Genomic DNA, 19,399 nt, shown 5'->3' with positions numbered 1-19,399 from the left:
GGTAATGAAAGAGGTTATCGATACAGTAGGACGCCGTAAAACCTCCGTGGCAAGAGCATTTCTGAGCCCGGGTAAAGGTCGGATCATCATCAACAAACTGCCGGTTGAAGAGTATTTCAAGGATGAGTTCAAGCGTCAGCAGGCTCTCCGTCCGCTTGTGCTTACAGAAAAAACAGAGGATTTTGATATCAAGATCAACGTTCAGGGCGGCGGTGTAAGCGGCCAGTCCGGAGCGGTAAGTCTTGCCATTGCCCGCGCTCTTACCCAGTTTGATGAAACTGCCCGTGTTGTCCTAAAAACCGAGAAGCTTCTGACCAGAGATCCGCGTATGGTAGAACGGAAAAAATTCGGTCGCAAAAAAGCCCGCAAACGTTTCCAGTTCTCGAAGCGTTAATCCCGGCTATCCGTACTTGCTTTTGTATTTAAGTAAACAACTTCACATATCGTGCTCATCCCGACGCAATCGGGATGAAGCTTACCGGAAGTGTCCGGCGCTCCGGCGCCGGATACCGGTCAGTAGATGCACGGTAGAGGAATAACTAAACCACAGGAAGAGAAGAGATGTCGCATTTCCAGCTTGAAGAGATGCTCCGCGCAGGAGTACACTTCGGTCACCTTGCACGCCGCTGGTGTCCGAAAATGAAGCCGTATATTTTCATGGAAAAGAACGGTGTTCACATTATTGATCTGCAGAAAACGGTTGTTCTTGCCGACGAAGCGCTCAAGGCTATTGAGGCTGTTGCGCAGACAGGCCGGGAGATCATGTTTGTCGGTACCAAAAAGCAGGCCAAACAGATTATTGCCGCAGAAGCCGAACGCGCAGGGATGCCCTATGTCTGCGAGCGCTGGCTTGGCGGTATGCTTACCAATTTCTCTACAATCCGCCAGAGTATCAGACGAATGAACTCCATTGACAGAATGGAGACTGACGGTACTTTCGATATGATTACCAAGAAAGAGCGTCTCATGCTTGGCCGTGAAAAGGAGAAGCTGATGAGGATTCTCGGCGGTATTGCTACCATGACACGCCTTCCGGCAGCACTCTTTATCGTTGATATCAAGAAAGAGCACATCGCCATCAAGGAGGCCCGTTCACTCGGCATCCCGATCATCGCCATGGTCGATACCAACTGTGATCCGGAGCAGGTTGACTTTGTCATTCCTGCAAACGATGATGCGATCCGTTCGATACAGCTTATGGTCAAGGCCGTTGCCGATACGATCCTCAAAGCAAGAGAGCTGAAGTTTGAGCAGGAGGTTCTTGCCGATCTCGATGAAGAGGATGAGGACGGCGAAGATGAAGAGATCAGCGAATAAGCAGCGTTTATAATACTTAAAGAGTTAAATATTCAATGAGCCAGATTTCAGCAAAAGACGTAAAAAGTCTTCGTGATATTACCGGTGCAGGGATGATGGACTGCAAAAAAGCCCTTGATGAAACCGCAGGGGATATAGAGAAAGCTATCGATTATCTTCGCAAGAAGGGTGCAGCTCTTGCCGCCAAACGGGCGGACAGGGAGGCCAACGAGGGAATGGTAACGGTTAAAATAGGTGATGATCGCAAGAGTGGTGTTATTCTTGAACTTAACTGCGAGACCGACTTTGTTGCCCGCGGTGAGGTTTTCACCTCTTTTGCTGCCGCGCTTGCCGACCTGGCTCTTTCGAGCGGAGCCGCTTCTCCGGAAGCTTTGCTTACACTCACTCTTGGTGAAGCCTATGGTGGTGAAACGGTTGATGGAGCAATAAAGACCATGACCGGCAAGCTCGGTGAGAAGATTGCTCTCAAGCGTCTTGTTTCCTGTGATGCCCATGACGGTCTGGTTGAGGCCTATATCCATCCTGGATCCCGGCTTGGAGCGATTATTCATGTTGCTACCGACAAGCCTGAACTGCTCGGGGAGCTGGCAAAAGATCTTGCCATGCAGGTTGCTGCAGCGGCTCCGATTGTTACCGACCGGTCGAAGGTTCCTGCTGATTATATTGCCAGAGAGTCGGAGATCTTTCGCCAGCAGGCACTCGGACAAGGCAAGAAAGAGGAGTTCGTGGACAAGATTGTTACCGGAAGGCTTGAAAAGTATTATCAGGAGGTAGTGCTGAGCGAGCAATCCTTTATCAAGGACAATAATACCAAGGTTGCCGATGTTCTTGGCGAGTTCAGGAAGCAGCAGCAGGCGAAAGTTGATGTTATTGAATTTGTCCGCTGTCAGATAGGAGAATAAAAAAAAGCCTCGTTGTTCGAGGCTTTTTTTTTGCCCTCTATTTATCTTTTATTTGATTTATTAACTCTTTGTTCAGGAGGAGAGGGAAATGCTGCAATACAAGCGCATCTTGCTCAAGATAAGTGGTGAAGCACTTGCAGGGGAGGACGGTTACGGTCTCAATGCCGAGATGCTTGAACGATACGCAGAGGAGATCAGGGAGGCACGGGAGCTGGGCGCTGAAATAGCGCTTGTGATCGGTGGAGGCAACATCTTTCGGGGTGTTTCCGAGGCGGCGGCGAAGATGGACCGTGTACAGGCAGACTATATGGGTATGCTTGCTACCGTGATAAACTCTCTCGCCTTTCAGGATGTACTTGAGCGCAAAGGTGTCTTTACCCGGCTGCAGACAGCAATAAAGATGGAGCAGATGGCTGAACCCTTTATCCGGCGCAGGGCGGTGAGGCATCTTGAAAAGGGAAGGGTGGTTATTTTCGGTGCCGGAACAGGAAATCCCTACTTTACAACCGATACGGCAGCGTCACTTCGTGCGATTGAAATAGAGGCCGATGTTATCGTCAAAGGTACCCGGGTTGACGGAATCTACGATTCGGATCCCGAGAAAAATCCTCATGCGGAGTTTTTTTCGAGTATCTCCTATCTTGATGTGATCCGTAAAAACCTCAAGGTTATGGATATGACCGCCATTACGCTCTGCAGTGAAAATGTGCTGCCCATTGTGGTGCTGAACATGAATGTGAAAGGAAATTTCACCCGCCTGCTTCAGGGTGAAAAAGTGGGCTCACTGGTTCATGGTGATTCCTGCTGAGAGAGATCCTGATCGTCCGGGCCGGCTCCGCCGGCCTCAAGCAAAGACTTGACTACCGGCTGTATATCCTGCCATTCAAATCCTCTGTTGTGCAGGAACTGCTCAAGCCGCTTCTTTTTGTCGGCTCCGGAGCGTGCATGCAGGGATCTGATTTTTTTCTCCGCCGCTTTCATGCAGAGTTCCCTTGAGTTCATCGCACTCACGAGGGTAGTGATAATGGTATCGGAAACCCCTTTTTTTCTCAGTTCGCTTCTCATTCTCAGTTTTCCCGCAGGCTTCCTCCTTGACCGACTCTGGATAAACTCCGCACCGAACACCCGGTCATCAATCAAGCCCTGAAGGGTCAGCTTCTCCATTACCGCTTCGATACAGCTTACGTCATACCCTTTTTTCCGGAGTTTGCGCTCAAGCTCATCCCGGCTATGACTGCGCAGTCCAAGCAGTTTCACGGCGAAGAGCATCGCCCCCTCTTTGTCTCTATCGGCCATATGGTTTCTCTTTCTGAATTGATCTGTTGAGAGAGCCTGTTCAAGCAAGAGCATGTACTCCTCCCTTGAATGTACGATGAAGCGTGATTCCTGTAAAGCATCATTTGCACTCGTAAAACACTGCTCGTTTTCAGCTTGACCGTTACACCCGGATAGGGTGCTATCAGGCACCTATTCATGATACGGCGAGAGCGGTCATCTGCTGCAGAGTGTTTTGACCAATACCGAGATGCGGGCGCAAGAGTTCCGGCTTTTTCTCTCTCTTCAATTTTGCTATATTCAATGCTTTAAGTTTCATGCAGATCGTTACCTGTGCGATCGCTCTTCAACTATCGTCAAGTGTAAAAGAGAGATGCCTCGCTATACCCCTGAACAGCTTGCCAAACGAAACGCTTCAATCTGGACCGATATACAGATCATTCTTGCGCCGATTCAGTTTCTCTTTTTTATTGCGGGTCTTGCTACTACAGCGCTCTATGCCAACGGTCTGTTTGTTACCGGTTTTTACTGGGTCAGCATAGCCATTCTTTTCAAGACACTCTTTTTTGCGCTCCTGTTCATTACCGGGATGTTTTTTGAAAAGGAGGTTTTCGATCAATGGGTCTACTCCAAGGAGTTTCTCTGGGAAGATATCGGCAGTACCGTTGCTGCTTTTTTTCATCTCCTTTACTTTTTTCTGGCCTGGCTTGGTTATTCCCAGGAAGTCCTTATCTGGGATGCTTTTCTGGCCTATTTCACCTATGTGATCAATGCATTGCAGTACCTTGTCAGGATTATTCTTGAAAAACTCAATGAGCGCAAACTCCGGATTGACGGCCGGATCTGACTCTTTGTGCACTTTCTTTGTCCCAAGATGCCCGATATGTTATGAACTACAGTTTTAAAAGACTCTGGAATACCACCTTTCTCTTTGTCGGACCTGCATGGTATGTGCTTGTCTGGATGATCTGGTCGTCGGGTCAGCTGCAGAACATCGGAGACAAAATCACCTTTCTCAGTGTGGTTATTCCGGGTTTTCTGCTCATTTACGGAGCCGGTTTTTTTATTGAAGAGTGGCATAACAAGAAACAGGCAAAGCGCTCCTGAAAAGGGAGTCCCGTTCCCTCCTGTCGTAATTTATCAACAATACACATCGGCGCCTGACGGTGTGAGAAGTATGAATATCCTATGCAGAACCTCTGGAATGATGCTGATCTTCAACGCTCTCTCAGAGAGTATGAAGGAGTTTCCGAGATGCCCAATGAACTAGCCGGGCTGGTCTATGCATCCCGCCTGCTTGGCAGTGAAAGTTCGCTGGTGATTCATGGCGGAGGGAACACCTCTGTCAAATGTGAACTGGTTGATATGGTCGGTAACAGGGCGGAAGTGCTCCTGATCAAAGCCAGCGGAGTTGATCTCAGCCAGGTTACCCCCCATGATTATACTCCGGTCAAACTGCGTCCCCTCCGTAAACTCGGTCAGCTTTTTAACCAAAATGACCGGATAAGCGAGGAGGAGCTGCAGCGTTTTTCAACCAAGGAGTTCAAGCACCTTCTGCTTCTGAACCTTTTCAGCCTTACCGACCATATGGCACAGCATCGGCTGACTCCTTCCATCGAGACGCTGCTGCATGCATTTCTTCCGCACCGGTACATTTTACACACCCACTCCTTTGCCCTGCTTACGCTCAGCAATCAGCCGAATGGTGAAGCGCTCTGCAGTGATGTGCTTGGTGCGAGTTTCGGCTCGGTTGACTATATCAAGCCGGGGATGGGACTTGCCCGTGCTGCGGCAGTTGTTTATGAGGCAAATCCGGAGATCGAGGGGCTGGTTCTGCAGAAACATGGTCTGGTTACCTTCGGCACTACCGCCAAAGAGGCATACACCCGCATGATTGATGCCGTCAGCAGGCTTGAAAAACGGATTGCAGCAACAGGCAGAAAAGCCTTTCCGAAGGTCACTCTTCCGTCAGCAGTTGCTTCAGTAGAAGATGCTGCTCCGATCATTCGGGGCGCCTGCGTTGAGGAGAAGTCACCGGGAACCAGGGAGTTCCATCAGTTTATTCTTGATTTCCGAACCTCGCCGGAAATTCTTGACTATGTCAACTGCAGGGATCTTATCGGGATGAGTCAGAAGGGGGCAATGACCCCTGACTTTATTGTCCGCACCAAGAACAAGCCACTTGTGGTTCCGGCACCTGATGCTGACGATCTTGCGGGGTTCAAGGCAGCCGTAGTGGATGCTATAGCGCACTATCGTGAAGCCTATACCGCATACTTTGAAGCAGAGAAACGTGATTCAGGCATGAAGGTCAGCATGCTTGATCCGCTTCCGGGAGTGGTGCTTGTGCCCGGACTCGGACTTTTCGGCCTTGGTAAAACCGCCCGCTCTGCAGCAGTCAACGCCGATATTGCAACAAGTACCGCAGCAGCCATACTTGACGCGGAATCAATCGGAACATTTGAATCCATCAGTGACCGGGAGGCGTTCGAGATTGAGTACTGGGATATGGAGCAGGAGAAGGTGAACAAGATTCATCATGATGTTTTTGCGGGAAAAGTCGTGATGGTAACCGGTGCCGCCAGCGGTATCGGCCTTGCAACGGCCAAAGCTTTCCGGCAGAGAGGCGCCGAGCTGGTGCTGCTTGATCTTACTCTTGAAGCGCTTGAACGGGCGGCTGAGTCTATCGGCGGCAATGTACTCGTCAAGACCTGTGATGTCACCTCACGCAAAGAGATCCGTTCGGCTTTCGATGAGGCGTGCCGACGGTTTGGCGGCGTCGATATTATTGTTTCCAATGTCGGAGCTGCGCTTCAGGGGCGCATCGGTGAAGTGGCTGATGAGGTACTTCGCAAAAGCTTTGAACTCAACTTTTTTTCCCACCAGTCCATCGCCCAGGAGGCCGTACGGGTGATGAAGCTTCAGGGTATCGGCGGTGTTCTGCTTTTCAACGTATCAAAACAGGCGGTCAATCCCGGTCCCGATTTCGGCCCCTACGGACTGCCGAAGGCGGCAACGATGTTTCTTGTGCGTCAATATGCCCTGGATCACGGTCGTGACGGCATCCGTTCAAACGGCATCAATGCCGACAGAATTCGCAGCGGTCTGCTTACCGAAGAGATGATCAAGGCCCGCTCAACTGCCCGCGGTCTGAGTGAGAAGGAGTATATGGCAGGAAACCTCCTGCAGCTTGAGGTTACCGCTGAGGATGTTGCAGAGGCATTTGTGCATCTGGCTCTGGAAACCAGAACGACAGGCTCAATCACAACAGTCGATGGCGGCAATATTGCAGCGGCCCTTCGCTGAAAGAGAGAACAGGTTCACTATAAACAACTACAACTGAACAGAGGAGACCCTTCATCATGGCGGAATACGACAAGGACAAACAGGCAAAAGAGTACTATACCGATATCCCGGTTAACAACTACGGTTTTTTCCTCAAAGGTGCCCACTCGGTTGACTGGGGGATGAAAAACCGGCTTTCGAGGGTTTTCCGGCCCGATACCGGAAAAACAGTCATGTTTGCTATTGATCATGGTTACTTTCAGGGCCCGACCACCGGTCTTGAACGTCCGGATGTCAATATTGTGCCGCTCATGCCGCATGCTGATGCCATCATGCTGACAAGAGGCATTCTTCGCACGACTGTCCCTCCGACACTGAACAAGGCTATCGTGATGCGCTGCAGCGGCGGGCCGAGCATTCTCAAGGAGCTCTCGGACGAAGAGCTTGCCGTTGATATTGAAGATGCCATTCGCATGAATGTTGCCGCCATAACCCTCCAGGTTTTTATTGGCGGTGAGTTCGAAACCCGGTCAGTGCGCAATATGACCAGACTTGTTGATATGGGCCTGCGTTACGGGATTCCCACCATGGCCGTGACGGCTGTCGGCAAGGATATGGTTCGTGATGCCAAATATTTCAGGCTTGCATGCCGGATTTCGGCAGAGCTCGGAGCACAGATCGTCAAGACCTACTATGTCCCCGAAGAGTTTGAAACCGTGGTAGCTTCATGTCCGGTTCCGATTGTTATGGCCGGAGGCAAGAAAATTTCCGAACTCGAAGCGCTTACCATGTGTTCGCATGCCATCCAGGAGGGTGCTGCGGGAGTAGATATGGGTCGCAATATTTTCCAGAGTGACGCTCCGCTGGCCATGATGAAAGCCGTAAACAAGGTTGTGCATGAGCAACTGGCTCCGGAAGATGCGTTTGCCTATTTCAATGACATCAAGTCGGAAGGATAACATAAAGAGTGCTCCGGTGCTGCGACAGAGTGGAGTGCTGTGTCGCGGCATTTTTTCACCGTTTTATTTTTTTAATGGAACCCCCGTGTCAATTGCGTGCAGTGTGCAGTCGGGGCGTATGACGTATTTTTATGAATATTGATGATATCAAGGGATTTTTTACCTCCAGGGAGCAGCTTGACATGGCTGACTACCTGACGCTCGATTACTATCTTGAGTGCGTGGGTGATATCGAGACGGCGCTTGCGCATTTTTGCAGTGAGCAATCGACTGCTCAGTGGAAGCGTGTTGATTATGATGAGGATTTCCGCCCGAGGTATGCGGCCAAAGTCATCAATCTGACGGTGGAGGGCGAGCTACAGGAGCTGAGCTATCCGGTCAAGCACTCCGAAACCGGTCCAATACACGCCTGTCGTATCACCATTGCTCATCCACACCGCAATTTCGGCCCGAAACTGCCGAACCTGCTCTCCGCAGTGTGTGGCGAAGGGGTCTTTTTTACTCCGGGAGTGCCTGTCGTCAAACTGCTTGATATCGGTTTTCCTGACTCCTATCTTCAGGAGTTTGACGGGCCGAAATTCGGTGTCGAGGGTATCCGTGATCTTCTGCAGGCCTATGACCGTCCGATATTTTTCGGTGTGGTGAAACCGAACATCGGTCTCAGTCCTGATGAGTTTGCTGAAATAGCCTTCCAGAGCTGGCTTGGCGGTCTTGATATAGCAAAGGATGACGAGATGCTTGCTGATGTTGACTGGTCAACACTGGTGGAGCGTTCCCGAGTGCTTGGTGAAGCGAGGAGGAGGGCGGAGAAGCAGACCGGAGAGCCGAAAATTTATCTTGCCAATGTTACGGATGAGGTTGACCGTCTGATTGAGCAGCACGATATAGCGGTCAGTAACGGCGCCAATGCCCTGCTTGTCAATGCGCTGCCTGTCGGGCTCAGTGCTGTCAGAATGCTTGCCCGCCATACAAAAGTCCCTCTTATCGGTCACTTTCCCTTTATTGCTGCATTCAGCCGGATGGAAAAATATGGCATTCACTCAAAGGTGATGACCAAACTGCAGCGTCTTGCCGGTCTTGACTCGATTATTATGCCCGGATTCGGCAGCAGGATGATGACCCCCGAAGAGGAGGTACAGGAGAATATTGCCGAGTGTCTTCAGGATTTCGGTCATATCCGTCGTTCCCTTCCTGTTCCCGGCGGAAGCGATTCTGCACTGACGCTTGAAACGGTTTACCGCAAGGTCGGCAGTGTTGATTTCGGCTTTGTGCCCGGCCGGGGCGTTTTCGGTCATCCCATGGGACCAAAGGCGGGAGCGGCAAGTATCCGCCAGGCATGGAGCGCTATCAAAGAGGGTATTTCGCTTGAGCGTTATGCTGCCGGTCATCCTGAGCTTCAGGCCATGATCGACGGGGCGCAGGGGAAAAAATAAGGAGCAAAGGCGGAGGTCTGCTTATGGGTCTGCTCGACGAGAGGGTTGCCGTTATTACCGGTTCTACCAGAGGGATCGGTAAAGCTATCGCCCATGAGTTTGTACGCGAGGGGGCAAAGGTGGTTATAACCTCGGCATCAAAAGCCAATATTGATGCAGCTGTTGCCGAATTTCCGAAGGATTGTGCCTATGGCTGTGTCTGCAATGTTGTTTCTCTCTCCGAGATGGAGCATCTGCTCAAAGCGGCGGTTGAGCGCTTCGGAAGGGTAGACTGTTTTATCAACAATGCGGGCATTTCGGACCCGTTCGGGAGTATCACCGACAGTGACCCTGAAGTGTGGGGCAGGGTTGTTGACACCAACCTTAAAGGGACCTATAACGGAACCCGTGCGGCAATAGGTTATTTTCTCAGGGAGAACCGGAAAGGAAAAGTTATCAATATGGCAGGTTCCGGTACCGACCGGAGTTCCAATACGCCCTGGATAAGTGCCTACGGCTCAACCAAAGCTGCCATCGCCCGATTTACCTATGCCGTGGCAGAAGAGTACCGGCATACCGGCATTTCGGTGATGCTGCTCCATCCGGGCCTGGTTCGTACCGGAATGGTCAGTGCAGAACATCCTACGCATGAACTTCAGCGGCAGCTGGCCACCTTCAACACCATTCTTGATATTTTTGCCCAGCCGCCTTCCGTTGCAGCAAAGCTTGCCGTGAAGCTTGCTTCAGCCTGGAGTGACACAAAAACAGGGATCTATCTCTCGGCTCTTGACGGACGCAGAAAAAAATGGTTGCTCCTGACCTGGCCCTTCCGTAAAATACTGCACAGAATTGATTGTCGAACCTGGTAAAAAGAGGATTGTCATGCTGAAAAGAGGTACCCCGGTAAGTGTGCTCTTTCTTGTTATGGTTACCCTTCAGGGTTGCTACAGCTTTACCGGCGGATCACTTGCTCCGAACATGAAAACCATAGCCGTTCCGGTTTTTGATGATCGCTCGGGAGCAGGTATTGCGCAGTTCAGGGGTGAGCTGTCGAAAGCTCTTGCTGACAGGCTGGAAGCTCAGAGCAGCTTTCAGGTTATTCCATCCATTGCAGGGGCAGATGCTCTGCTTGATGGGGTTATTACCTCTTTTTTCGATTATCCCGGTCAGCTTTCCAGCCGGACGGAGCGGGCGATAACGAACCGTCTTGTGCTAACCGTTCAGGTCAGCATGAGCAATCGAATCGACAAAAAAACACTCTTTAATCAATCCTTCACAGGATTTGCAGATTATCCCGTTGGTAATTACGTTGCAAGAGAGGAGGCAATCCGTTTCTGTCTCGGTCAGATTGTTGATGCGGTTTTCGATCGGGTTGTTTCGGGTTGGTAGGTGTTCCGGAGAATTTTATGGCTGTTTTTATCAATATGCTGGTATAGTTAACGGAGGAGTTATCATGGAATCAGGAAAGGAAATAGGATACCGTTTCGAACTCGCCCGCGGTTTTCTTGAAGAGGCTGAACTGGATTATTCCCTCAAACGCTGGCGTACCTGTGTTTCGCACTCCATACTGGTCATTGAAAATACCGGGCTTGCAATCCTGATGCTCTTTGGTGTCTCCTCCCTTACGCATAAACCGGGGCTGCATCTCTCCCGGCTTATATCCGAAGGAACGGTTTCGGAAGAGATAGCAGCTCTGATTGAAGAGATACTTCCGGATTTGCAGAAATATGATTCACATCTGAAAATGCTGGCGAAATATGGTGATGAGGCGGAGTTCCGGCTTCCCTGGAAGATCTTTGATGAAGAGAAAGGTGTGGCGGCAATCGAAGCTGCCCGCAAATGCATGCGGGTGAGTACCGAAATTGCTGAACTGGCTAAATAACTTTTTCAGGGCTGTTTCGTCCGATTGTAATTTTTGATTGTACTTGTGCATGAATATTCTTGTTGCCGGCAGCAGAGGCCAGCTTGGTTCAGAACTGAAACGGGTTTCGGGGCTGACAGGCAGTCATCACTATTATTTTTATGATCTTCCCGAACTCGATATTACGAATGCCGCTCAGGTGGAAGAGATCTGCCGGCTTCACTCGATTCAGGCGATTGTCAATTGTGCGGCCTATACTGCCGTAGACAAGGCTGAGTCGGATTCCGCATCGGCTTTTCTGGTGAACAGGGATGGTCCCGCCGTGCTTGCCCGGTGTGCCAAAGATCGAAATGCCCTGTTAGTACATATTTCGACCGACTATGTTTTTAACGGAGAGTCAAACGCTCCTTACCGGGAAAGTGACCGGGTTTCGCCGGCAAGTGTTTACGGCCTTTCCAAATGGGAAGGGGAGGAGGCTGTCCGCAGGATCGGCCCGTCACACCTGATTATCAGAACATCCTGGCTCTACTCCCCTTATGGCAGTAACTTTGTCAAAACCATGCTTCGGCTCGGCGCAGAAAAGTCCTCGCTTACTGTAGTGTTTGATCAGATCGGCACGCCGACCTGTGCGGCTGATCTCGCCTCGGCAATTGCCTCGATTCTGGATCGCTGTGACCTGTCGCATTGCTACGGCGAGACCTATCATTACTCCAACGAAGGAGTATGCTCTTGGTATGATTTTGCTGAAGCCATTATGGAGCTTGCTGGACTCTCCTGTCGCGTTTTGCCGGTAGAGAGCAGCGAATACCCGACTCTTGCAAGGAGGCCGGGCTTCAGCGTACTGAACAAGTCGGCTATAAAAAAATCATGGGGAGTGGAAATTCCTTACTGGCGCAGATCACTGGCAACCATGCTCAGGGAGATGCAGCGGGAAGCAACATGAACGAGTAACCTTTATAACAGGAAACAATGCATATACTGATCACCGGAGGAGCAGGATTCATAGGTTCACATGTCGTCAGGCACTTTCTGAAGAGCTACCCCTCATACACGGTCACCAACCTTGACAGCCTTACCTATGCCGGAAATCTTGCCAACCTTTCGGATGTTGATGCTCTGCCGAACTACCGTTTTATAAAAGGGGATATAACCGACAGCCCCTTCCTGTTGAGACTTTTTGAGGAGCAGCGGTTTGACGGAGTGATTCATCTGGCGGCCGAGTCGCATGTTGATCGTTCGATTGCCAACCCGACGGAGTTTGTGGTGACCAATGTTCTTGGCACGGTCAATCTGCTCAATGCCGCAAAGGCCTCGTGGCAGAGTGAGATGGAGGGAAAACGATTCTACCATATTTCAACCGATGAGGTTTACGGCTCCCTTGGAGCTGAAGGACTCTTTACCGAAGAGACCGCTTACGATCCCCACAGTCCCTACTCCGCATCCAAAGCCGCTTCGGATCACTTTGTCCGGGCCTATCATGATACCTACGGCCTTCCGGTTGTGATCAGCAACTGTTCAAACAACTACGGATCTTTCCAGTTTCCCGAAAAACTCATTCCGCTGTTTATCAATAATATCCGCAACAACAAGCCGCTTCCGGTCTATGGAAAGGGGGAGAACGTGCGGGACTGGCTCTGGGTGGTTGACCATGCCGCGGCAATCGATGTCATTTATCATCGGGGAAGGAGCGGCGAGACCTATAACATCGGCGGTCATAACGAGTGGACAAACATTGACCTGATCAGGCAGCTCTGCCGGATTATGGACCGGAAGCTTGGCCGCGGGGCGGGTGAGTCGGAAAAACTCATCACCTACGTTACCGACCGGGCAGGCCATGACCTTCGTTATGCTATTGACTCATCGAAGCTGCAAAGGGAACTCGGATGGGTTCCTTCGATCTCCTTTGAAAAAGGGCTTGAGCTGACCGTAGAGTGGTATCTTGCAAATCAGGAGTGGCTTGACAATGTGACCTCCGGCAGTTATCAGCACTATTACGAGAAGATGTATGGCGTGAAGTGACAGCATTACAACAAACAGTGAACAGTTTTTCCTATGCGAATTCTGGTTATCGGTGGTGCAGGCTATATCGGCAGTCATGTTACAAGAGCTTTTCTTGATCGTGGATACCGTGTTACGGTTTTTGATAATCTTCAGACCGGTTTGAGGGAGAATCTCTTTGAAGAGGCTCAGTTTGTGCATGGAGATATCATGCATCCCGCGCAGCTGCGCGCGGTTATGACCGGCGGAGGATTTGACGGCTGTATACACCTCGCGGCCCTGAAAGCTGCCGGTCAGTCTATGCTCCATCCGGAACGCTATGCCGAGGCAAATATTGCCGGTACGATAAACATCCTTAATGAGGCGACAGCTGCATTCCTCTCTCCGATTATCTTTTCCTCTTCGGCAGCGGTCTATGGAGCCCCCCAATATCTGCCTATCGATGAAGAGCACCCGAAGGAGCCGGAAAATTTTTACGGCTATACCAAGCTCGAAATCGAGCGGATGCTCGGCTGGTATGACCGGCTGAAAGGTCTGCGCTATGCGGCAATCCGCTATTTCAATGCGGCCGGTTATGATGTTCAGGGACGAATCAAAGGTCTTGAGCTGAATCCTGAAAATCTGCTGCCGATCGTGATGGAAACCGCGGCAGGTATCCGTCCCAGGCTCTTCGTTTACGGTGATGATTATCCGACCAGGGACGGAAGCTGCATACGGGATTATGTTCATGTCAGTGATCTGGCGGAAGCTCATGTCACCGCGTTTGAATATATCCGGAAGCATGACCGGAGCATTACGGTCAATCTCGGAAGCCAGAAGGGTGTCAGTGTCCTTGAAATGCTGGAGCGGGTTCGCGCTCTTACCGGAAAGGCTGTTCCTTCAGAGATTACCGGCAGGAGAGCCGGCGATCCTGCAGAACTGGTGGCGTCCGCGGCAAAGGCAGGGGAGCTGCTCGGGTGGGTGCCGAAGTACAGTGATGTTGATACCCTTGTCTCCTCGACCTGGAAAATGTATGAGAAATTTGCCCGCCATTAAGCTATTCGCGCTCTATCCATGATTATTCCTGTGATTCTCAGCGGTGGTTCCGGCACAAGACTCTGGCCTCTTTCCAGGGCGTTGTATCCCAAGCAGTTTCTCTCGATCATCGGAGAGAAGAGCATGCTGCAGGATACCGTGTTACGCCTTTCCCTGCTTGATGACCTGGGCCCTGTTTATACTGTCTGTAATGAAAGCCATCGATTTCTTGTAGCCGAGCAGCTCCGGGAGATAGAGGCTGAAATCGGGGAAATCATTCTTGAGCAGACGGGGCGCAATACGGCTCCGGCATCTGCGGCAGCGGCTCTTCTTATTGCAAGGAAGCATCCCGGCGCCCTGATGCTTGTTTTGCCTGCTGATCACGTCATTCTTGACCCGCAGGCATTCAGTGAGGCGATCTTTTCCGGAAGCGCTGCCGCCCGGGAGGGTGCGCTGGTCACTTTCGGCGTTGTTCCGCTCTCTGCTGAAACCGGTTATGGCTATATCCGGGCATCGCTTAAAGGTGAAGCGTATAACGGAGCTTATCCTGTTCTTGAATTTGTCGAGAAACCCTGCCAGCAGACCGCAGAGCGCTTTTTTGCTTCGGGCGACTACTTCTGGAACAGCGGCATTTTTCTCTTCAGGGCTGAAAGCTATCTGCAGGAACTCGAAATGTATGCCCCGTCGATACTCGGTGCATGCCGTGAGGCTATTGAGAAAGCTGTTGAAGATCTCGATTTTTTAAGACTGGATGCGGAAGCATTTCAATCCTCCCCCTCTGATTCCATTGACTATGCAGTGATGGAAAAAACCGGACGGGCACTACTCGTTCCCCTTGATGCAGGATGGAGTGATATCGGTGCATGGTCAGCGCTCTGGGATGTGCATGAGCGGGACGAAGCGGGCAATGTGAAGAAGGGCGATGTGCTGCTGCATGATGTCCGCAACAGCTATATCCATGCAACCAGCCGTCTTGTTGCCGCAGTTGGTCTTGAGGATCACATTATTATAGAGACCGCTGATGCGGTGCTTGTAGCGGCGAAGGATCGGGTTCAGGATGTTCAGTTGCTGGTTGAACAGCTTAACCGCAAGGAGCGTGATGAAGCTGTTATGCACCGCAGGGTCTACCGTCCATGGGGTTCCTATGAAACGGTCGATGTATCGGGCCGCTTCAAGGTCAAACGCATTACGGTGAACCCCGGTGCGGCGCTTTCGCTTCAGAAGCATCGGCATCGTGCCGAACACTGGATTGTCGTCAGGGGAAGAGCTCTGGTGACTGTAGAGGATCGAACAATCGAACTTCATGAGGATCAATCAACCTATATTCCTGTAGGCTCCTTTCATCGTCTTGAGAATCCTGCTCAGGTGCCTCTTGAACTGATTGAGGTACAGACAGGCGGGTACCTTGGAGAGGATGATATTGTTCGTGTGGAGGATCGTTACGGCCGGCAGTAAAACAGGGCAGGCTCCTTTGTTTTTGAATTTCTTTGACGGGATGATTAAAAATAGTACATTTTAAGATTATTGTTTAGTTGGCGTTAAACCTGTTAAATCTAAATATTCCTTTAATATGGCTGAAGAAATCAAATCTTCCGGACAGGCTCAGCAGCGCCAGGGTGATGTTGTCAAAGGTGATTTTTCGACAATTCTGGTCGGTGTTGGCACTCTACTTGACAGTACGCTGACCCCCCTGAGCAAGATCGTTGCCCAGACGCTTGATTCCCTGACGGTGGTAGCAAAACAGATTCTTGACGGCGTAAATTCAACTCTCGGCGGTAAAAAGTAAGAATAGGAATTTTTACGGTTGTCTTTTGCCGTTTCAGATATTTAAAAGGCACCTCTATAAATTGTTGTGAGCGGTTTGAGTACGAGGCGGACGGAGCGCAGAAACCGGAATGTACAAGGAGTACTTGAGGATTTCGAGCACCGCCCAACGAAGAAATCGAATCGTAGAACAAATTAATAGAGGTGCACATACAAGGTTTCAGGCAAGCTTTTCTGTTTATGAAAAGCTTGCCTGTGCTGTTTCATACCGGATTCTTGTATATTGACTTTTTTTATAATTGCAGGCCGGTTGCCTGCTGTTGATTGAATGACCTATAAGCATTATGGACGATAAATTCAGGGAGTATCCCTCAAATGTGCCCTATAGCACAGTAGAGGCGGAAGTTCTTGCATACTGGAATGAAAAGGGAATTTTTCAGAAGAGTCTGGAGGAGAGACCGGCGGAGAGGGTCTACTCGTTTTACGAAGGACCACCGACGGTCAATGGCAAGCCGGGTGTACACCATGTGTTCAGCCGAACCATCAAGGATGTGGTTTGCCGGTACAAGACCATGCAGGGTTACCGGGTGCCGAGAATGGCAGGATGGGATACTCATGGATTGCCGGTGGAGATTTCAGTAGAGAAAAAGCTGGGTCTGAAGAACAAGTCCCAGGTTGTGGAGTATGGTGAAGGGGATTTCAATGCTGAAGCAAGGGCGCTTGTCTACCATCACATCGACGATAATCGCGAGGGATGGGGAAAGCTCACCGAGCAGATGGGCTACTGGGTTGATATGGACCACCCCTATATTACCTGTACCAATAATTATATCGAGTCGGTTTGGTGGGCTTTGAAGACCATTTTCGATAAAGGGCTCATCTACAAGGATTACAAAATTGTCCCGCAGGACCCGAAATCCGAGACGGTGCTCAGCTCTCACGAGCTTGCCCTCGGTTACCGGGAGGTGAAAGACCCGAGTGTCTATGTGCGATTTCGTCTGAAGGGTTCGGAAGAGTCTTTTCTGGTCTGGACAACGACTCCCTGGACATTGATTTCAAATGTGGCGCTCTGTGTAGGCAGCGATATTGATTATGTGAAGGTTCGGAACAGAGAGAGCGGTGAGGTATTGATTCTTGCCCACTCCTGTCTTCAGGTGCTTCTTGAGAAAAATGAAGAGGGGGAGTCACTCTGGCAGGTTATTGCTGAACTGAAAGGGCGGGATCTTGAAGGGCTCGATTATGAGCCGCTTTTCAGCTATATCCAGCCCGAGAAAAAGTGCTGGTATGTCACCGCCGGAACATTTGTCTCCACCGGGGACGGTACCGGAATTGTTCACATCGCTCCGGCTTTCGGTGCCGATGACTATGAGATTGCCAAAAAATATGATCTCCCGATGCTCCAGCCGGTTGCCCGCAACGGCTGTTTCACGGCTGAAGTCAGCGACTATGACGGTATGTTTTTCAAGGATACCGATCCGCTCATTATCCGTCAGCTCAAGGAGGCAGGAAAACTCTACCGCAAGGAGACCATTACCCACACCTACCCCTACTCCTGGCGTTACGATGTGCCGGTGATCTACTATGCAAGGGAGTCCTGGTATATCCGGACTACCGCTATTGCCGAGCGGATGGTGGAGCTGAACAAAACCATCAACTGGTGCCCTCCCGAGATCGGTGCCGGACGTTTCGGAAACTGGCTTGAGGAGAACAAGGACTGGGCGCTGTCACGCGAACGCTTCTGGGGTTCACCCCTGCCGCTCTGGGTTGCGGAGGATTTCTCCATCGGGGATGGTGCCGATTCGGGCAGACTTTTTGCCGTCGGATCCATTGCAGAGCTGCGGGAAGGCTTCATTGATATAGATACCGAACGCTATCTCCTCGGGGATGCTCTCGACAGGGGTCTCGTTGAGCTCGATCTGCACAAGCCCTTTGTTGACAGGATCTATTTTATCAGGGACGGCAAGCGCTTCAACCGCACACCCGAACTGGTTGACGTCTGGTTTGACAGCGGCTCCATGCCCTTCGCCCAGCTTCACTACCCGTTCGAGAACCGTGAACAGTTTGATCGCACCTTTCCGGCAGATTTTATTGCCGAGGGGGTTGACCAGACCAGAGGATGGTTCTACACCCTTCATGCCATTGCCACACTCATTTTCGACAAGCCTGCGTACAGAAATCTGATTGTAAACGGTCATATTCTCGACAAAAACGGTCAGAAGATGTCGAAATCAAAAGGCAACGTGGTGGATCCCTTTGAAACCATGGGTCGTTACGGAGCCGATGCGCTCCGCTGGTACCTGATGGTGACCAGTCCCCCCTGGAGGCCGAAATCGTTCAATGCCGATGAAATTGAAGAGGAGCAGCGCAAATTTTTCCGGGCATTCATCAACAGCTATAACTTCTTTGTGCTCTATGCCAATGTTGACGGATTCCGCTTTTCGGACCCCTCAATTCCCCTCCAGGAGCGTTCCGAGCTTGACCGCTGGGTACTCTCCTCTCTGAACACCCTTGTTGACGGTGTGCATATGCGCATGGAGCAGTATGATCTGACCGGTGCCGTCCGGCTGATCAACGATTTTATTGTTGACGACCTCTCCAACTGGTATATCCGCCGTTCACGCAAACGGTTCTGGAAAAGTGACATGGGGCCCGACAAGATTGCGGCCTATCAGTCGCTCTACACGGCACTGCTGACGCTGGCCAAACTGCTTGCGCCGTTTACCCCCTTTATTGCCGATCGTATCTACCTGAATCTGAACAGCATCAGCGGGCTTGAACCCTTTGAATCCGTTCACCTGGCAGCGTTTCCCCTGCTCGACTCTTCGGCTGTTGACCGTCCGCTGGAGCAGCGAATGAAAAAGGCGCAGATCATCACCTCCCTTGTGCGTACCATGCGTGAAAAGGCCTCGATCAAGGTGCGTCAGCCGCTGAAGCGCATTCTGCTTGCTGTTGACAATGCTGCAGCGCGGGAGGAGTACTCCCTTGTGGCCGACATCATTCTTGAAGAGGTCAACGTTCAGAAGATTGAGTATATCGAAGATGAGGGCTCCGTTATCAGCAAGAAGGTGAAGCCGAATTTCAAAACCCTCGGACCGCGTTACGGCAAGGAGATGAAGTCGCTTGCCGAGTCGATCAGGATCATGAGCCACAAACAGATTGCCCAGCTTGAAAAAGCGGGGAGGCTCTCTTTTGAGCTTGACGGCAAACTCTATGAACTGCTGCGTGAGGATGTTGAGATCATGCATGAGGATATCGAAGGGTGGCTGGTTGCATCCGATGAAGCTCATGGCATCATGGTTGCCCTTGACACCGAGATGACCGAAGAGCTCGAAATGCTGGGGCTGTCGCGAGAACTGGTCAGTCGTATCCAGTCGCTCCGCAAGGAGAGCGGATTTGAAATTACCGACAGGATTTCGCTTGCTATCGAAGGGTCGGAAAAACTTCTGGATGCGGTGCAGAGAAATGATGCGTATATTAAAGCTGAAACTCTCGCCACAGTTCTTGTGGCTACTTTGGGTGATCCGTTGTCTGCCGCAAAGGGGAAGAATGACCCGGTAAACGGTGAATTCTGCCGGTTATCACTTGAAAAGTATGTTAGTTAATCGTATTATT

The 19,399-nt window shown here is 50.9% G+C and carries 20 protein-coding genes; 18 read left to right on the top strand and 2 right to left on the bottom strand.

Annotated features, from left to right (window positions below):
• Window positions 1-4: 4 nt before the first annotated feature.
• The 4 genes from rpsI (at window position 5) to pyrH (ending at window position 3,027) form a co-directional block, all read left to right on the top strand.
• Window positions 5-394: a 30S ribosomal protein S9 gene (gene rpsI, locus BOO20_RS09425; protein WP_076792297.1), complete on the top strand. Its 390-nt coding sequence runs from the start codon at window positions 5-7 to the stop codon at window positions 392-394.
• A 167-nt stretch (window positions 395-561) separates the two neighbouring features.
• On the top strand, window positions 562-1,317 hold the full coding sequence (gene rpsB / locus BOO20_RS09420) for a 30S ribosomal protein S2 (protein WP_076792295.1): 756 nt from the start codon (window positions 562-564) through the stop codon (window positions 1,315-1,317).
• 35 nt (window positions 1,318-1,352) lie between these two features.
• Complete coding sequence (tsf, locus tag BOO20_RS09415; RefSeq protein ID WP_076792294.1) at window positions 1,353-2,219, top strand: translation elongation factor Ts; 867 nt, start codon at window positions 1,353-1,355, stop codon at window positions 2,217-2,219.
• An 88-nt stretch (window positions 2,220-2,307) separates the two neighbouring features.
• On the top strand, window positions 2,308-3,027 hold the full coding sequence (gene pyrH, locus BOO20_RS09410) for a UMP kinase (RefSeq protein WP_076792292.1): 720 nt from the start codon (window positions 2,308-2,310) through the stop codon (window positions 3,025-3,027).
• Here the strand turns inward: pyrH and recX are convergent.
• Window positions 3,009-3,515, bottom strand: coding sequence for a recombination regulator RecX (gene recX / locus BOO20_RS09405; protein WP_076792310.1), 507 nt, complete (start codon window positions 3,513-3,515; stop codon window positions 3,009-3,011). The genes pyrH and recX overlap by 19 nt on opposite strands.
• A gap of 175 nt (window positions 3,516-3,690) precedes the next feature.
• Window positions 3,691-3,813 carry a hypothetical protein gene (locus BOO20_RS13280; protein WP_255372206.1) on the bottom strand — a complete coding sequence of 41 codons (123 nt, stop codon included), beginning with the start codon at window positions 3,811-3,813 and terminating at the stop codon, window positions 3,691-3,693.
• Window positions 3,814-3,867: 54 nt separating this feature from the next.
• On the opposite strand from BOO20_RS13280, the gene bchF reads away from it, so the two are divergent.
• The 14 genes from bchF (at window position 3,868) to ileS (ending at window position 19,389) form a co-directional block, all read left to right on the top strand.
• Window positions 3,868-4,341, top strand: coding sequence for a 2-vinyl bacteriochlorophyllide hydratase (bchF, locus tag BOO20_RS09400; protein WP_076792291.1), 474 nt, complete (start codon window positions 3,868-3,870; stop codon window positions 4,339-4,341).
• Window positions 4,342-4,382: 41 nt separating this feature from the next.
• Entirely contained in the window at window positions 4,383-4,601 is a 219-nt protein-coding gene (locus BOO20_RS09395; protein WP_040432820.1) for a hypothetical protein, read from the top strand.
• Window positions 4,602-4,682: 81 nt separating this feature from the next.
• Window positions 4,683-6,800 carry a bifunctional aldolase/short-chain dehydrogenase gene (locus BOO20_RS09390; RefSeq protein ID WP_076792289.1) on the top strand — a complete coding sequence of 706 codons (2,118 nt, stop codon included), beginning with the start codon at window positions 4,683-4,685 and terminating at the stop codon, window positions 6,798-6,800.
• Window positions 6,801-6,856: 56 nt separating this feature from the next.
• Entirely contained in the window at window positions 6,857-7,738 is an 882-nt protein-coding gene (gene lsrF / locus BOO20_RS09385; protein ID WP_076792287.1) for a 3-hydroxy-5-phosphonooxypentane-2,4-dione thiolase, read from the top strand.
• A gap of 131 nt (window positions 7,739-7,869) precedes the next feature.
• A complete protein-coding gene (locus BOO20_RS09380; protein ID WP_076792286.1) occupies window positions 7,870-9,171 on the top strand; it encodes a RuBisCO large subunit C-terminal-like domain-containing protein in 1,302 nt (433 codons plus the stop codon).
• A gap of 23 nt (window positions 9,172-9,194) precedes the next feature.
• Window positions 9,195-10,019 (top strand): SDR family NAD(P)-dependent oxidoreductase, encoded by an 825-nt coding sequence (locus tag BOO20_RS09375; protein ID WP_076792284.1) that lies wholly within the window; start codon window positions 9,195-9,197, stop codon window positions 10,017-10,019.
• Window positions 10,020-10,032: 13 nt separating this feature from the next.
• The gene (locus tag BOO20_RS09370; protein ID WP_076792283.1) at window positions 10,033-10,539 is read left to right on the top strand and encodes an LptE family protein; all 507 of its coding nucleotides are present in this window, start codon (window positions 10,033-10,035) and stop codon (window positions 10,537-10,539) included.
• Window positions 10,540-10,603: 64 nt separating this feature from the next.
• Entirely contained in the window at window positions 10,604-11,032 is a 429-nt protein-coding gene (locus BOO20_RS09365) for a HEPN domain-containing protein (RefSeq protein WP_076792281.1), read from the top strand.
• A 49-nt stretch (window positions 11,033-11,081) separates the two neighbouring features.
• A complete protein-coding gene (gene rfbD, locus BOO20_RS09360) occupies window positions 11,082-11,954 on the top strand; it encodes a dTDP-4-dehydrorhamnose reductase (protein WP_076792279.1) in 873 nt (290 codons plus the stop codon).
• A gap of 26 nt (window positions 11,955-11,980) precedes the next feature.
• On the top strand, window positions 11,981-13,030 hold the full coding sequence (rfbB, locus tag BOO20_RS09355) for a dTDP-glucose 4,6-dehydratase (RefSeq protein WP_076792278.1): 1,050 nt from the start codon (window positions 11,981-11,983) through the stop codon (window positions 13,028-13,030).
• Between the two features lie 33 nt (window positions 13,031-13,063).
• Window positions 13,064-14,044, top strand: coding sequence for a UDP-glucose 4-epimerase GalE (galE, locus tag BOO20_RS09350; RefSeq protein ID WP_076792276.1), 981 nt, complete (start codon window positions 13,064-13,066; stop codon window positions 14,042-14,044).
• Between the two features lie 18 nt (window positions 14,045-14,062).
• A complete protein-coding gene (locus BOO20_RS09345; RefSeq protein ID WP_076792275.1) occupies window positions 14,063-15,478 on the top strand; it encodes a mannose-1-phosphate guanylyltransferase/mannose-6-phosphate isomerase in 1,416 nt (471 codons plus the stop codon).
• Window positions 15,479-15,593: 115 nt separating this feature from the next.
• Entirely contained in the window at window positions 15,594-15,809 is a 216-nt protein-coding gene (locus BOO20_RS09340; RefSeq protein WP_006365292.1) for a hypothetical protein, read from the top strand.
• A gap of 322 nt (window positions 15,810-16,131) precedes the next feature.
• Window positions 16,132-19,389 (top strand): isoleucine--tRNA ligase, encoded by a 3,258-nt coding sequence (gene ileS, locus BOO20_RS09335; protein WP_076792273.1) that lies wholly within the window; start codon window positions 16,132-16,134, stop codon window positions 19,387-19,389.
• Window positions 19,390-19,399: the final 10 nt, after the last annotated feature.

It is taken from the genome of Chlorobium sp. KB01, from assembly GCF_001975465.1.
Classification (GTDB): Bacteria; Bacteroidota; Chlorobiia; order Chlorobiales; family Chlorobiaceae; genus Chlorobium.
The sequence above is the reverse complement of the archived record's forward strand: the minus strand, read 5'-3'. Positions and strand labels throughout refer to the sequence as shown.

Excerpts from the sequence above, each read along its gene's own strand:
- lsrF (WP_076792287.1), top strand. The coding sequence starts at position 6,857 with ATGGCGGAATACGACAAGGACAAACAGGCAAAAGAGTACTATACCGAT.
- bchF (WP_076792291.1), top strand. The coding sequence starts at position 3,868 with ATGCCTCGCTATACCCCTGAACAGCTTGCCAAACGAAACGCTTCAATC.
- BOO20_RS09370 (WP_076792283.1), top strand. The coding sequence starts at position 10,033 with ATGCTGAAAAGAGGTACCCCGGTAAGTGTGCTCTTTCTTGTTATGGTT.
- rfbB (WP_076792278.1), top strand. The coding sequence starts at position 11,981 with ATGCATATACTGATCACCGGAGGAGCAGGATTCATAGGTTCACATGTC.
- pyrH (WP_076792292.1), top strand. The coding sequence starts at position 2,308 with ATGCTGCAATACAAGCGCATCTTGCTCAAGATAAGTGGTGAAGCACTT.
- rfbD (WP_076792279.1), top strand. The coding sequence starts at position 11,082 with ATGAATATTCTTGTTGCCGGCAGCAGAGGCCAGCTTGGTTCAGAACTG.
- BOO20_RS13280 (WP_255372206.1), bottom strand. The coding sequence starts at position 3,813 with ATGAAACTTAAAGCATTGAATATAGCAAAATTGAAGAGAGAGAAAAAG.
- BOO20_RS09345 (WP_076792275.1), top strand. The coding sequence starts at position 14,063 with ATGATTATTCCTGTGATTCTCAGCGGTGGTTCCGGCACAAGACTCTGG.
- galE (WP_076792276.1), top strand. The coding sequence starts at position 13,064 with ATGCGAATTCTGGTTATCGGTGGTGCAGGCTATATCGGCAGTCATGTT.
- rpsI (WP_076792297.1), top strand. The coding sequence starts at position 5 with ATGAAAGAGGTTATCGATACAGTAGGACGCCGTAAAACCTCCGTGGCA.
- BOO20_RS09390 (WP_076792289.1), top strand. The coding sequence starts at position 4,683 with ATGCAGAACCTCTGGAATGATGCTGATCTTCAACGCTCTCTCAGAGAG.
- rpsB (WP_076792295.1), top strand. The coding sequence starts at position 562 with ATGTCGCATTTCCAGCTTGAAGAGATGCTCCGCGCAGGAGTACACTTC.
- recX (WP_076792310.1), bottom strand. The coding sequence starts at position 3,515 with ATGGCCGATAGAGACAAAGAGGGGGCGATGCTCTTCGCCGTGAAACTG.
- tsf (WP_076792294.1), top strand. The coding sequence starts at position 1,353 with ATGAGCCAGATTTCAGCAAAAGACGTAAAAAGTCTTCGTGATATTACC.
- BOO20_RS09395 (WP_040432820.1), top strand. The coding sequence starts at position 4,383 with ATGAACTACAGTTTTAAAAGACTCTGGAATACCACCTTTCTCTTTGTC.
- ileS (WP_076792273.1), top strand. The coding sequence starts at position 16,132 with ATGGACGATAAATTCAGGGAGTATCCCTCAAATGTGCCCTATAGCACA.
- BOO20_RS09340 (WP_006365292.1), top strand. The coding sequence starts at position 15,594 with ATGGCTGAAGAAATCAAATCTTCCGGACAGGCTCAGCAGCGCCAGGGT.
- BOO20_RS09375 (WP_076792284.1), top strand. The coding sequence starts at position 9,195 with ATGGGTCTGCTCGACGAGAGGGTTGCCGTTATTACCGGTTCTACCAGA.
- BOO20_RS09380 (WP_076792286.1), top strand. The coding sequence starts at position 7,870 with ATGAATATTGATGATATCAAGGGATTTTTTACCTCCAGGGAGCAGCTT.
- BOO20_RS09365 (WP_076792281.1), top strand. The coding sequence starts at position 10,604 with ATGGAATCAGGAAAGGAAATAGGATACCGTTTCGAACTCGCCCGCGGT.